The organism is Bacillus sp. BF2-3 (assembly GCF_008368795.1).
In the GTDB taxonomy this organism is placed as follows: Bacteria; Bacillota; Bacilli; order Bacillales; family Bacillaceae_G; genus Bacillus_A; species Bacillus_A cereus.
In genome coordinates, this window is record NZ_QOSA01000031.1 from 85,137 (window position 1) to 99,555 (window position 14,419).

The following is a 14,419-nucleotide window of genomic DNA, read 5'->3' on the forward strand; positions in this document are numbered from 1 at the left end:
TTTTTGCGTTATGTGGGTTACGATCTTATTTTTGCTTTTTTGAAAAGTTTGCTTTTGGTTCAGTTTTATTTATAATTCGTCCGATATTTGCACGGTGTTTATAAATAACCATACCTGCTAATAAACACATCGCAATAATGAAGATTTTATCCCCGCTAACAATGGATGCAATAACAGCAACAACTGCTGTTACCATAGAAGAAAGTGATACGTATCTTGTTGTAAATAAAAGGGTGAAAAATACAACAGCCAATATTGCAAAAACAACTGGTGAATAGCATAATAGCACCCCAGCAGAAGTTGCAACTGCTTTACCACCGCGGAATTTCGCGAAGATTGGATAGACATGTCCAAGAACAGCCGCTAACCCGAACCATAGTGGATGAATATCTAATCCGAAAATCATTGGTAGACTTGTTGCTAATGTCCCTTTTAAAATGTCAGCAATTGTAACGGTAAAACCTGCTTTTTTCCCTAATGTGCGGAATGTGTTTGTTCCGCCTAGATTACCGCTCCCGTGCTCACGAATATCGATTCCGTAGCCGATTTTTCCAACAACTAGTGCAAATGGAATCGAGCCAAGTAAGTAGGCAACGATAAATAAAAGATATGTAGTAACCATAAGTTCAGTCTCCTTTATTCAAATGTGTTGATAAAGGGTAAAAAGAGTTTTTCCCGTATATTGTACCATACATTTGTAAAGAGCACATTTCTTTTTTGTAAATGAAAAATTCATTATTTCGTGAAAAAAATTTCACAGTAATGTTACATTTCTCACAGAAACAGTAAGACTATATGTAGTAACATTTTAATCAAAAGATAACAACATATTGGTGGAGGGTTATAAATGTTACAAAATAATACACGTGGAGAAGAAGAATTAATGAAAGTGTTTGAGACAATAGTCCACGGCAATGAACAAGATTTGATGCAAGAAAATGCAAATGTAGATGGCCGCTCTCCAATGGGCGTAATGGGAACGTTCGCATCTGAGAGTGCAAAATATTATGCTGTTGAGAATTTATTGTCAGATCAAGTGAAAAAAGCGATAAATGAAAATATATTATATCCACATGATTTAGATTTTTATGCAACAGGAACGACGACTTGTTCACAAATTCCGTTAGCGCAAATGCTTGCTAATGGTTTTCATACTGGACATGGACATATGAGACAACCGCAAGACATTAAAAGTGCATTGGCTCTTTCGTCTATTATTTTTCAAGCGAATCAAAATATGCAGCATGGTGGTCAATCGTTTGCACTCTTTGATATTGATTTAGCACCTTATGTACGAAAAACAATTGAGAGACATAAAAAACGATTACAATCATATCCGCTTACGAAAGAACAAATAGAAGAATTTTCATGGAAAGAAACGGAAAATGATACGTATCAAGCGTGTGAGGCTTTCGTTCATAATTCGAATAGTATGCATAGTAGGGGCGGAGGACAAGTACCGTTTATTTCTATTAATTATGGAACAGATACATCGAAAGAAGGAAGAATGTTAATTAAACAACTTTTAAAAGCGACACAAGCTGGACTTGGTAAAGGAGAGACACCGATTTTTCCGATTCAAATTTTCAAGATGAAAAAAGGTGTGAATTTTGAAGAAAGTGATCCGAACTACGATTTATTTGAATTAGCATTAGAGACAACCGCAGAGCGATTATTCCCTAACTTTTCATTTTTAGATGCTCCGTTTAATGCAGTGCATTATGATGGAAGACCAGAAAGTGAAGTATGTTACATGGGATGTCGTACCCGTGTTATGTCTAATATACATGGAGAAGAAACAGCGATTGGTAGAGGGAATTTATCATTTACGTCTATTAATTTAGTGAAATTAGCGTTAATTAGTGGTTCAAAAGAAGCGTTTTTTGAAGCGCTAAACTATTATTTAGATTTAGGAATTAAGCAGTTATTAGAAAGATTTGCGTATCAATGTACGAAGCGAGCAAGAGATTTTCAGTTTTTATATTCACAAGGTGTATGGCGTGGTGGAGAAACGTTGCATCCTGAAGACTCCGTAGCCTCAATTTTAAAACAAGGGACGTTAAGTATTGGTTTTATCGGTCTTGCGGAATGTTTAGTAGCTTTAACAGGAAAGCATCATGGGGAAGATGAAGAATCATGGAAACTTGGGTATGAAATTATTTCCTTTATGAGAGATAGAATGGATAAAGCGACAAAAGAACATCAACTGAATTTCTCAGTAATTGCAACTCCAGCAGAAGGATTATCAGGGAAGTTTGTGAAAAAAGATAGAAAAGAATTTGGCGTGATTAGCGGTATAACGAACCATAATTACTATACGAATTCATTCCATATTCCAGTTTATTATAACATTCAAGCGATAAATAAAATTCGTTTAGAAGGTCCGTTCCATGCTCTATGTAACGGGGGACATATTACTTATATTGAACTAGACGGAGCAGCAATGCATAACAAAAAGGCATTAAAACAAATTGTACAAGCCATGGCAGAACATGGCGTTGGATACGGTTCAATTAATCATCCTGTTGACCGTTGTAAGTGCTGTAGTTATCACGGGGTTATTGGGAATGAATGTCCAAGTTGCGGGAATGAAGATGAGGCTAATATAGAAAGAATTCGCCGTATAACAGGCTATCTTGTAGGAGATATGTCAAAGTGGAATAGTGCGAAACGTAGTGAAGAGATAGATCGGGTGAAACATAAATGAAAGTGATGAATATTATTCATGATAGTGTAGTAGATGGAGAAGGATTGCGGACAGTCGTGTTTTTTGCGGGCTGTCCGCATCGTTGCGTTGGTTGCCACAATCCGAAATCGTGGAATATTTGCAACGGAACGGAAATGACAGTAGAAGAAATTGTGAAAGAGATTGCAAGTAATCCATTAACTGATGTAACATTTTCAGGTGGAGATCCATTTTTTCAAGCTGCTGAAGTGAAAAAGGTAGCAAAAATCGTGAAAGATTTGAAAAAAAACCTATGGATGTATACAGGTTATACGTTAGAAGAGATACAGAGTTCTCAAAATAATGATATGATAGAGTTGTTACATTATGGGGATGTTTTAGTCGATGGAAGGTTTGAAATTGAGGAAAAAGATTTAACACTTCCATTTCGCGGAAGCTCCAATCAACGTATTATTCGATTGAAAGAGTAAAAAGGCGGGATAGATTATATGAACAAAACGGTATTGCTTGTTGAAGATGAAAGAAGATTACGTGAAATTGTTAGTGATTATTTTCGTAATGAAGGCTTTGAAGTAATCGAAGCAGAAGATGGAAAAAAAGCGCTAGAGTTATTTGCAGAGCATGAAATTGATTTAATTATGTTAGATATTATGTTACCGGAAATAGATGGATGGTCTGTTTGTAGAAGAATTAGAAAAGAATCAGCAGTACCAATTATTATGTTGACAGCACGTTCGGATGAGGATGATACATTGCTAGGTTTCGAATTAGGTGCAGACGAGTATGTAACGAAACCATTTAGCCCGAAAGTATTAGTAGCTCGTGCAAAGACGTTATTGAAACGTGCGGATGGTGCGGTAGGAGTAGCGGAAGAAAATGCTATGTCTTTAGCTGGAATAGAAGTGAATCGTCTATCTAGAACTGTTTTAGTAGATGGAGAAGAAATTATATTGACACATAAAGAATTTGAACTTCTTGTGTATTTAATGGAGAACAAAGGAATTGTGTTATCACGTCAACATTTATTAGACCAGTTATGGGGATATGACTATTACGGTGATGACCGAACGGTTGATACCCATATTAAAAAACTTCGAAATAAGCTAGGAGATAAAGCGAAGCATATCGGTACTGTTATTCGAGTTGGTTATAAATTTGAAGAATAATCTAGAACGATTTGTGTAATTTAGCCTAGGGAAATGGTAATTTTATACTCTCTTTTGAAGGTAAAATGTACAAAAAATACTTTTTTTGTCTACAATGTTAGATAAATGTATTTTTTTAATTGGATTTCACGATGAGTTCACAAGAAGGACACAAAACGTGACTATACTGAAAATACGAATTCACCAGAGAGGGGAAATAAAACATGGGATATTACGACGGACCAAATTTAAATGAAGAGCATAGTGAAACGAGAGAAGTGAGAAAATCAGGTAGTAAAAAAGGCTATTTCTTCACAGGTTTAGTGGGAGCTGTAGTCGGAGCGGTTTCGATTAGTTTTGCAGCACCATATATGCCATGGGCTCAAAATAATGGAGCGCCAGTATCATCATTTAGTTCGGATTCAAAAGTAGAAGGTACTGTAGTTCCTGTTGTAAATAAAGCGAAAAATGAAACTGATTTACCTGGTATGATTGAAGGGGCGAAAGATGTTGTTGTAGGTGTTATTAATATGCAACAAAGTGTTGATCCATTTGCAATGCAACCGACAGGTCAAGAACAACAAGCCGGTTCAGGATCAGGTGTTATTTATAAAAAAGCAGGAAATAAAGCATATATTGTAACAAACAACCACGTAGTAGATGGAGCAAATAAACTTGCTGTGAAGCTGAGCGACGGAAAGCAAGTTGATGCGAAATTAGTTGGTAAGGACCCTTGGTTAGACTTAGCGGTTGTTGAAATTGATGGATCTAATGTAAATAAAGTTGCCACTTTAGGTGATTCAAGTAAACTTCGTGCGGGTGAAAAAGCCATTGCAATCGGTAATCCACTTGGATTTGATGGAAGTGTAACGGAAGGTATAATCAGTAGTAAAGAACGCGAAATTCCGGTTGATATTGATGGGGATAAACGACCAGATTGGCAAGCACAAGTTATTCAAACGGATGCAGCGATTAATCCAGGTAATAGTGGTGGTGCATTATTTAACCAAAATGGTGAAATAATTGGGATTAATTCAAGTAAAATTGCACAACAAGAAGTTGAAGGAATTGGATTTGCTATTCCAATTAACATCGCAAAACCAGTTATTGAATCTCTTGAAAAAGATGGAGTAGTAAAACGTCCAGCTCTTGGAGTAGGTGTTGTTTCACTAGAAGATGTGCAAGCTTATGCAGTCAATCAATTGAAAGTACCGAAAGAAGTAACAAACGGCGTTGTATTAGGTAAAATTTACCCAATATCACCAGCTGAAAAAGCTGGTTTAGAGCAATATGATATTGTAGTAGCATTAGATAATCAAAAAGTAGAGAATGCTCTTCAATTCCGTAAATATTTATATGAAAAGAAAAAAGTAGGCGAGAAAGTAGAAGTTACATTCTACCGTAACGGTCAAAAAATGACGAAATCGGCTACTTTAGCAGATAATTCAGCTACAAAGAATCAATAATCGAAATAAAAGAAAGTCTCTTTCATATTGAAAGAGACTTTCTTTATCGGCTATACTAAAGGAATAGGAGGGATTAATTATGACAATTGAAAACCCAACTCGTACGGAAATTGGTGAAGTGTTAAAGAAAAGCAAAACAATTGCGGTTGTTGGATTATCAGATAAGCCAGAACGTACATCGTATATGGTTTCAAAAGCAATGCAAGATGCTGGATACCGCATTATTCCAGTTAATCCAACAGTAGATGAGGTGCTCGGAGAAAAGGCAGTTTCTTCACTAAAGGATATTAAGGAACACGTTGACATTGTAAATGTATTTCGTCGCTCAGAGTTTTTAATGGATGTTGCAAAAGAATTTGTAGAGATTGATGCAGATGTTTTTTGGGCACAATTAGGAGTACAAGATGAGGATACATATAAACTTTTAAAAGAAAAAGACTATACTGTAATAATGGATCGTTGTATTAAAGTAGAACATGCGATGACAAAATAGTATAGATTTAAAGGTAGAAAGATTGATTCAGCCCTCATTATAGATAAGTAGGGCCGATGAACGAGGTGTTCATCATGAGATTTTTTAAAGGCTGTTTTTGGGGATTGTTATTTGTAATCCCATTTTGGATCTTGATCATTTGGATCATAATAAAGGTTTGGAATGTGTAATCTTGGAATACATATCCATTTCTCGTTGACAAACGATTATTTTTCTGAAATAGTAGCCTAGAGGAATCCTTGTGAGAAAACAAGGATTTTTCTATTGAAAATGGTATATAAAAGAGATAAGATAACTTGCCAAAACGATAGTCGAGGCGTTATTCTATAATAGAAACATATGTTCTGATTTTGGATTAGGAAAGGGGCAAGGAGTTTGGCGAAGCATCAGTTCCAATATAATGAAGATGCGATTCAAGTGTTAGAAGGACTTGAAGCCGTTCGAAAACGCCCGGGTATGTATATCGGGAGCACGGACAGCCGTGGATTGCATCATTTAGTATATGAAATAGTAGATAACTCCGTTGACGAAGCGTTAGCGGGATTTGGCGACGAAATTTCAGTCGTAATACATAAAGATAATAGTATTAGCGTTATAGATAAAGGGCGAGGAATGCCTACGGGAATGCATAAACTTGGGAAACCTACACCTGAAGTTATTTTAACTGTACTTCATGCCGGTGGTAAGTTTGGTCAAGGTGGTTACAAAACGAGTGGTGGTTTACACGGTGTTGGGGCATCGGTTGTAAACGCCTTATCAGAATGGTTAGTCGTAACGATTAAGCGTGACGGAAATATTTACGAACAACGCTTTGAAAATGGCGGTGTTCCTGTAACGACGCTTGAGAAAATCGGGAAGACGAAAGAGTCTGGTACTACGATGCATTTCAAACCAGATACAACGATTTTCAGCACAACAAATTATAATTATGAAACATTATGTGAGAGATTACGTGAATCTGCATTCTTATTAAAAGGAATGAAAATCTCGATAAAAGATGAACGAAATGATTTAGAGGATGTATTTCATTATGAAACGGGAATTGAAGCTTTTGTTTCCTATTTAAACGAAGAAAAAGATTCCATTCATCCAGTTGTATATTTCACTGGTGAACAAAATGGAATTGAAGCAGAACTAGCATTTCAATTTAACGATGGCTACTCAGAAAACATTTTATCGTTTGTAAATAACGTACGTACAAAAGATGGTGGAACACACGAAGCTGGATTTAAAACAGCGATGACGCGTGTGTTTAACGAGTATGCTCGTAAAGTAGCACTATTAAAAGAAAAAGATAAAAACTTAGAAGGTACAGATATTCGTGAAGGTGTAGCGGCTATCGTTTCGGTACGTGTACCAGAAGAAGTGCTTCAGTTTGAAGGGCAAACGAAGGGGAAACTAGGTACAAGTGAAGCGCGTTCTTCAATTGATGCCATTGTATCTGAGCATTTAGCATACTTTTTAGAAGAAAATCCTGATGTAGCTACACTTCTTGTGAGAAAAGCAATTAAAGCAGCACAAGCACGTGAAGCAGCCCGTAAAGCAAGAGAAGAAGCGCGTAGTGGTAAGAAGAAGAAAAAATCAGAAGGTACGTTAAGCGGGAAATTAACACCTGCACAATCACGTAACCCGCAAAAAAATGAACTATACCTAGTAGAGGGTGACTCTGCCGGTGGTTCTGCAAAACAAGGACGAGACCGACGTTTCCAGGCCGTATTACCGTTACGTGGTAAAGTAATTAATACAGAAAAAGCAAAGCTTGCTGATATCTTTAAGAATGAAGAGATTAATACAATCATTTATGCGATTGGCGGCGGTGTAGGAAATGAATTTGATGTTGAAGATATTAACTACGATAAAGTTGTAATTATGACCGATGCCGATACGGATGGGGCTCATATTCAAGTATTGTTATTAACGTTCTTCTACAGATATATGAAGCCACTTATCGAAGCTGGTAAAGTATTTATCGCACTTCCTCCTTTATACAAAGTAAGTAAAGGAAAAGGTAAGAGTGAGGTAATTGAATACGCTTGGTCAGATGAGGAATTAGACGGTGTAACGAAAAAAGTTGGAAAAGGCTATATGTTACAACGTTATAAAGGACTTGGTGAAATGAATGCGGATCAATTATGGGAAACAACAATGAATCCTGAAACGCGTACATTAATTCGCGTGAAAATTGATGATGCAGCTAGGGCAGAGCGCCGCGTTACAACGTTAATGGGCGATAAAGTAGAACCGCGCCGTAAATGGATTGAACGTAATGTACAGTTTGGTATGCAAGAAGAAGGAAATATTTTAGAAAATGAAATGATTATGGAGACGGAGGTGGAATAACATGCAAGCAGAGAAGTTTCATGACCTCCCGCTTGAAGACGTGTTAGGTGATCGCTTTGCACGTTATAGTAAATATATTATTCAAGATCGTGCACTTCCAGATGCGCGTGACGGCTTAAAGCCAGTACAAAGACGTATTTTATATTCTATGTATGTAGAAGGTAATGTACATGATAAAGCGTTCCGTAAGTCAGCTAAAACAGTCGGTAACGTTATTGGTAATTATCATCCACATGGTGATTCCTCTGTATATGAGGCGATGGTACGTTTAAGCCAAACTTGGAAAGTACGTAATGTTTTAGTTGAAATGCATGGTAATAACGGTAGTGTTGACGGGGATCCAGCAGCAGCAATGCGTTATACGGAAGCTCGTTTATCACCAATTGCATCTGAGTTATTACGTGATCTTGATAAAGAAACAGTAGAATTCGTATCAAACTTTGATGATACGAGTGAAGAACCAGTTGTATTACCAGCAGCGTTCCCGAATTTATTAGTGAACGGATCTACAGGGATTTCCGCTGGTTATGCAACAGAAATTCCTCCGCATCATCTTGGAGAAGTTATTGATGCTACAATGATGCGTATTGATAAGCCAAATAGTACTGTTGATGATTTATTAACAGTTATGAAAGGACCAGATTTCCCAACAGGCGGTATTATTCAGGGGATTGATGGTATTAAAAAGGCGTATGAAACAGGTAAAGGTAAAATTATTATTCGCGGAAAAGCAGAAGTTGAAACAGTGCGTGGTGGGAAACAACAAATTGTAATCACTGAAATTCCTTACGAAGTGAATAAGGCAAACCTTGTAAAGAAAATGGATGAATTACGTCTAGATAAAAAGTTAGATGGTATTGCTGAAGTGCGTGATGAGACAGATCGTACTGGTTTACGAATTGTTGTTGAATTAAAGAAAGAAGCAAACGCCGAAGGTATTTTAAATTATTTATATAAAAATACAGATTTGCAAATTCCATATAACTTTAATATGGTAGCGATCAATAATCGTCGTCCAACACTTATGACATTACCGAAAATTTTAGATGCTTATATTGGACATCAAAAAGAGGTTATTACGAGACGTTCGCAATATGAATTAAGAAAAGCAGAAAATCGTCAACATATTGTAGAAGGTTTAAAGAAAGCATTATCGATTTTAGACCAAGTAATTGAGACAATTCGAGCTTCAAAAGATAAACGTAACGCGAAAGATAATTTAAGTGCAAAATTTGGCTTTACAGAAGCACAGGCAGAAGCAATTGTTTCCTTGCAATTATATCGCTTAACGAATACAGACATTACGGCGTTACAAGAAGAAGCAGATGAGCTTAATAAGAAAATTATTGAGCTACAGGCAATTTTACAAAGTGAAAAAAGATTACTTCAAGTAATTAAAACTGATTTAAAGAGAGTTAAGAAAACGTATAGTGATGATCGACGCGCGATTATTGAAGATCAAATCGAGGAAATTAAAATCGATGTAGAAGTGATGATCCCACAAGAAGATGTCATCGTTACTGTAACGAAAGAAGGATATGTGAAACGTACTGGATGGCGCTCACATAATGCCTCAAACGGCAAAGACTTCGGTATGAAAGAGGGTGACATCTTACTTGAACGATTCGATACGAATACGACAGAGACAGTCCTCTTATTTACGAATAAAGGAAACTATATATATCTGCCAGTATACGAAATGCCAGATATTCGTTGGAAAGATTTAGGTCAGCACGTTGCTAATATCGTTTCACTCGACCGGGATGAAACAATCATTTGGGCAACGGTTGTACCGAACTTTGAGGAAGAAAAACGATTTATCGTATTTGTAACAAGAAATGGTATGATAAAGAAAACAGAATTAAATCAATATAAAGTTCAGCGTTATTCAAGAGCATTCGTTGCTGTAAACTTGAAAAAAGATGATGAAGTTGTCGATATATTTGCGACAGATGGAACGAGTGATATCGTTCTTGCTACACACGGTGCATATGCACTTATTTTCCATGAAGAGGAAGTAAGTCCAGTCGGTGTAAGAGCTGCTGGAGTGAAAGCAATTAATTTAAAAGAAGATGACTATGTCGCTTCTGGTAAACCGTTAAATGGTGACAAAGATCAACTTATTCTCGTAACACAGCGCGGTGCTGTAAAACGCCTAAAAGCATCAGAAATTGAGAAATCAACGAGGGCGAAGCGAGGTCTTGTTATTTTCAAAGAATTAAAACGTAATCCGTACCGCATTGTCGGTATTGAAATCGTTCGGGACGATGAATTAGTTTACATGAAGACAGAGAAAAACATTGTAGAAGAAATTGATCCGAAAGCGTATCGAAATAAAGACCGGTATAGTAATGGTAGCCTTGTGCTAGATGTTAATGATACTGGTGAAGTAGTAGAAACGTGGACGAAGAAAAGACCAGAATAAAGAGGGCATCTTGCTATGAATAGTAGCAAGATGCTTTTTTCTAGGCAATTTATTATGTAAATAATAATAATCTTGTTATAATAACTGAATGAAATCGTTCTCATAAAGTTCAACTAATCGGGCTTTAACAAGCAGTTGATTCCTCACCTAATGCCTTAGCTTTCACTGAATTTTGGGTTAGGAATCTTACTGCTCGTTAAAGCGGCACAAATGGAGGGGCAACATGAAAAAAATAGGTGTAGGGATTGTAGGATTTGGTTTTTCTAGTACGACATTTCATATCCCACTATTACAAACAATAGAAGAATATGATATTCGTGCTGTATTATCCTCAAAAGAAGAGGTAGTAAAAGACACATTACCAAACGCTAATGTTGTTAGTACAATTGATGAATTGGTGAAGCGAGCTGATGTTGACTTAGTTGTTATTACATCACCTAATACAACTCATTTTCCATATGTAAAAGAAGCAATTTTAAAAGGTAAGCATGTTGTTGTAGAAAAACCATTTGTTGTCTCAATTGAAGAAGGGGAAGAGCTTATTTCATTAGCAGAGCAGCATAATGTAATGTTAAGCGTATATCATAATCGTCGTTTTGATAATGATTTCTTAACAATTAAGAAATTGTTAGGAGAAAACAGAGTAGGGAATGTATACGCATATGAATCGAATTTTGATCGTTTCCGTCCACATGTACGTGATCGATGGAGAGAAAAAAATCTACCAGGCTCCGGTATATTATACGATTTAGGATCGCATTTAATTGACCAAGCGTTATCAATATTCGGGAAACCAGATGCGATAAGTGCAGATGTAATAAAACAACGACCAGGTGCAGAGGTGGATGATTATTTCCACATAGTACTTCATTACGGAGTTAAACGTGTCATTTTACGTAGTAGCAGTTATGTGAAAAAAGCTGGACCACATTTTATAGTGCATGGAGAGAAAGGTTCTATCGTGAAGTACGGTATGGATTCGCAGGAAGAGCAATTAAAAAATGGAATGAAGCCAGGTGATAACGGTTATGGAGTAGACGATGAAGAGAATTTTGCTACTTTAGAAACAGAAGAAAGCTTAGAGCGTATTCCAACAGAAGTCGGTTGTTATGACAATTATTATAAAGGTGTACGAGATAGTATATTAAATGGTGAGGAACTACCTGTAACAGCAAAAGAAGGTTTAGATGTTATTAAACTGATTCAATTAGCGATTGAAAGCAGTGAAAAGGGTAGAGTCATTTCTATAAAATAAAAAGACACGAAATTCGTGTCTTTTTATTTTTGTGGAACAGAAAGACCATAGAAGAACATCGTAACGATATCTTTTATATGTTTTTCCCGATCTCCTTCAAGAAGTTGTGCTCCAAATTCATCACCTAATTTTGTAAACATTTGAATGTAAAGTAACATCATTTCTTTAGTAAGGTGTGGATTAATTTCGTTTTTGCGCTGAGCTCGTTCTAATATTTCTAAATACCAGGGTAGGATTTTTTCATTTTGATAACTATAAATAAACTTACGGAGTTCTTCGTCCCTTTGCATCATTTGTAGTAACATATCAGGTTGAAATAATCCGCCAGTATTCATTTTTCTTACAATCATTTTTTGCATCATATCATGAAAAGGTAATTTTTCTTCTGCAAGCTCTTTATAATATTGAAATTCAGATATGATAAATTCTTGTATAAGCTCCCTAAATAACGCATCTTTACTTCCGAAATGATTATAAATTGTAACTTGAGAAACGTTTGCTTCTTTTGCGATATGTTCTATTTTCACTTCATTAAATCCACGTTCTGAAAATAATACGAATGCTGCTTCTTTAATGGCACGCTTTTTCTTTTCTTTTACTCTTTCAAAGCCGTTCAATGCAATCACCTCACTTAAAATATACAAGAAAAAATAATGTAAAACAATAATTTTGAAATATGGACTAATAAATATTTCAAAAAATTGTTGCGAATATGGAAGATGAGGAGTACAATAATTTTGAAATATCACATATTAAATATTTCAAAAAATGAGGTGGAATTATGATTTCAGTTCAAGATGTCACAAAACAGTTTTCGAATGGAAAAGGTTTGTTTCATATTACATTTGATGTAAAAGAGGGAGAAGTATTTGGTTATTTAGGACCGAATGGTGCCGGAAAATCAACGACGATTCGTAATTTAATGGGATTTATAAAACCGACAGCTGGTAAAGCGACAATTTTTGGATTAGATTGTTGGAATGAAGCAGCGAAAATTCAAAGGGAAGTTGGTTACTTGCCAGGTGAAATTTCTTTTATTGAAGGAATGAATGGATTAGAGTTTTTAAAATTAATGCAGGGAATGCGTGGATTAAAGGATACGAAAAGACGAGATGAACTGATAGAGCGTCTGCAATTTGATGTGAAAACACCGATTCGCAAAATGTCTAAAGGAATGAAGCAAAAAGTAGGGATAGTCGCTGCATTTATGCATGATCCAGAGGTGTTAATTTTAGATGAACCAACATCTGGACTTGATCCACTTATGCAACAAGTGTTTATAGATTTAATATTAGAGGAAAAGCAAAGAGGAAAAACAATCCTAATGTCATCACATATTTTTACTGAAATTGAGAGAACTTGTGATAGAGTAGCTATTATTAAAGATGGTCGACTCGTAACGGTTGAAAATATTCACGATTTACAAAGTATGAGAAGACAGGTGATAGATGTAACAGTATCATCACAAGAAGAGATTGAGTCCCTTACAAAGTGTAATTTGCAATTTGAAGCGGTAAAAGGTAGAGAGGCATCTATCATTGTACAAGGAAACTATCAAACTGTTTTACAAACACTTTCAAACTATAATGTAACGGCACTTCAAACGAGAGCGATGGATTTAGAACATTTATTTATGCATTATTACGATAAGAAAGAAGGGGTAACGCATGAATAAGCAATTATTTTTAGCTAGTTTGAAAGAAACACAAAAAAGTATTTTGAGTTATGCGTCTGGTGCAGCTTTATATCTGTGGTTATTAATTTGGATATTCCCGTCAATGGTATCAGCGAAAGGGCTAAATGAATTAATAGCTGCCATGCCTGATAGTGTGAAAAAAATCGTTGGTATGGAAAGTCCGATTCAAAACGTAATGGATTTTCTAGCGGGCGAATACTATAGTCTATTGTTTATTATCATTTTAACAATTTTTTGCGTAACAGTTGCGACACATTTAATTGCTCGTCATGTAGATAAAGGAGCAATGGCATACTTGCTAGCAACACCTGTATCTAGAGTGCAAATTGCGATTACACAAGCTGCTGTTCTCATATTGGGACTTCTAATTATTGTATCTGTTACGTATGTAGCTGGGTTAGTAGGTGCAGAATGGTTTTTACAAGATAACAACTTAAATAAAGAATTATTTTTGAAGATAAATGTAGTCGGAGGGCTCATATTTTTAGTCGTTAGTGCGTATTCATTTTTCTTTTCTTGTATATGTAATGACGAAAGAAAAGCACTAAGTTATTCAGCGAGTTTAACTATCTTATTTTTCGTATTGGATATGGTGGGGAAGTTAAGTGATAAGTTAGAATGGATGAAAAACCTATCATTATTTACGCTGTTTCGTCCGAAAGAAATTGCTGAAGGATCATATAATATATGGCCGATAAGTATAGGTTTAACTACTGTAGCGCTTTGTATTTTTATCGTAGCGATTGTAGTATTTAGGAAGAGGGATTTACCGTTATAGAGTAGAAAGTCCACTGAGAAAGTGGGCTTTTTTTATTTGTAAATTTAAACTAGTATGTTTATCACATAACACTTATAAAGGATATTTATCTTTTTAATTACAGAAATATTCAAAAAAGTGAACCTTTTTCTAGGT

12 protein-coding genes are annotated in these 14,419 nt (G+C 35.8%); 10 read left to right on the top strand and 2 right to left on the bottom strand.

All coding sequences use genetic code 11. The features are described from left to right. Nucleotides 1-25: 25 nt before the first annotated feature. Nucleotides 26-622 carry a glycerol-3-phosphate 1-O-acyltransferase PlsY gene (plsY, locus tag DN401_RS22150; RefSeq protein ID WP_000258974.1) on the bottom strand — a complete coding sequence of 199 codons (597 nt, stop codon included), beginning with the start codon at nucleotides 620-622 and terminating at the stop codon, nucleotides 26-28. A gap of 225 nt (nucleotides 623-847) precedes the next feature. Between plsY and DN401_RS22155 the strand changes: the two genes are divergently transcribed. The 8 genes from DN401_RS22155 to DN401_RS22190 all read left to right on the top strand — a co-directional run bounded on the left by DN401_RS22155 (nucleotide 848) and on the right by DN401_RS22190 (nucleotide 11,810). Beyond that, complete coding sequence (locus DN401_RS22155) at nucleotides 848-2,707, top strand: anaerobic ribonucleoside triphosphate reductase (RefSeq protein ID WP_149287936.1); 1,860 nt, start codon at nucleotides 848-850, stop codon at nucleotides 2,705-2,707. Then, nucleotides 2,704-3,156: an anaerobic ribonucleoside-triphosphate reductase activating protein gene (nrdG, locus tag DN401_RS22160; RefSeq protein WP_000867076.1), complete on the top strand. Its 453-nt coding sequence runs from the start codon at nucleotides 2,704-2,706 to the stop codon at nucleotides 3,154-3,156. Before DN401_RS22155 ends, nrdG begins: the two co-directional genes overlap by 4 nt. Before the next feature lie 18 nt (nucleotides 3,157-3,174). After that, a complete protein-coding gene (locus DN401_RS22165) occupies nucleotides 3,175-3,852 on the top strand; it encodes a response regulator transcription factor (protein WP_001044679.1) in 678 nt (225 codons plus the stop codon). Between the two features lie 203 nt (nucleotides 3,853-4,055). Next, on the top strand, nucleotides 4,056-5,297 hold the full coding sequence (locus DN401_RS22170) for a S1C family serine protease (RefSeq protein WP_000542646.1): 1,242 nt from the start codon (nucleotides 4,056-4,058) through the stop codon (nucleotides 5,295-5,297). Between the two features lie 79 nt (nucleotides 5,298-5,376). Continuing rightward, on the top strand, nucleotides 5,377-5,790 hold the full coding sequence (locus tag DN401_RS22175) for a CoA-binding protein (RefSeq protein WP_000151390.1): 414 nt from the start codon (nucleotides 5,377-5,379) through the stop codon (nucleotides 5,788-5,790). Between the two features lie 375 nt (nucleotides 5,791-6,165). Next, nucleotides 6,166-8,130 (top strand): DNA topoisomerase IV subunit B, encoded by a 1,965-nt coding sequence (gene parE, locus DN401_RS22180; protein ID WP_001062202.1) that lies wholly within the window; start codon nucleotides 6,166-6,168, stop codon nucleotides 8,128-8,130. 1 nt (nucleotide 8,131) lies between these two features. Beyond that, nucleotides 8,132-10,555 carry a DNA topoisomerase IV subunit A gene (gene parC / locus DN401_RS22185; protein ID WP_001147464.1) on the top strand — a complete coding sequence of 808 codons (2,424 nt, stop codon included), beginning with the start codon at nucleotides 8,132-8,134 and terminating at the stop codon, nucleotides 10,553-10,555. A 223-nt stretch (nucleotides 10,556-10,778) separates the two neighbouring features. Further along, entirely contained in the window at nucleotides 10,779-11,810 is a 1,032-nt protein-coding gene (locus tag DN401_RS22190) for an oxidoreductase (RefSeq protein WP_000719746.1), read from the top strand. A gap of 23 nt (nucleotides 11,811-11,833) precedes the next feature. Here the strand turns inward: DN401_RS22190 and DN401_RS22195 are convergent, their stop codons facing one another. Further along, on the bottom strand, nucleotides 11,834-12,436 hold the full coding sequence (locus DN401_RS22195) for a TetR/AcrR family transcriptional regulator (RefSeq protein ID WP_002024578.1): 603 nt from the start codon (nucleotides 12,434-12,436) through the stop codon (nucleotides 11,834-11,836). Nucleotides 12,437-12,591: 155 nt separating this feature from the next. On the opposite strand from DN401_RS22195, the gene DN401_RS22200 reads away from it, so the two are divergent. Continuing rightward, nucleotides 12,592-13,485 carry an ABC transporter ATP-binding protein gene (locus DN401_RS22200; RefSeq protein WP_000626569.1) on the top strand — a complete coding sequence of 298 codons (894 nt, stop codon included), beginning with the start codon at nucleotides 12,592-12,594 and terminating at the stop codon, nucleotides 13,483-13,485. Then, on the top strand, nucleotides 13,478-14,284 hold the full coding sequence (locus tag DN401_RS22205) for an ABC transporter permease subunit (RefSeq protein WP_001041430.1): 807 nt from the start codon (nucleotides 13,478-13,480) through the stop codon (nucleotides 14,282-14,284). The genes DN401_RS22200 and DN401_RS22205 overlap by 8 nt, the downstream gene beginning before the upstream one ends. Nucleotides 14,285-14,419: the final 135 nt, after the last annotated feature.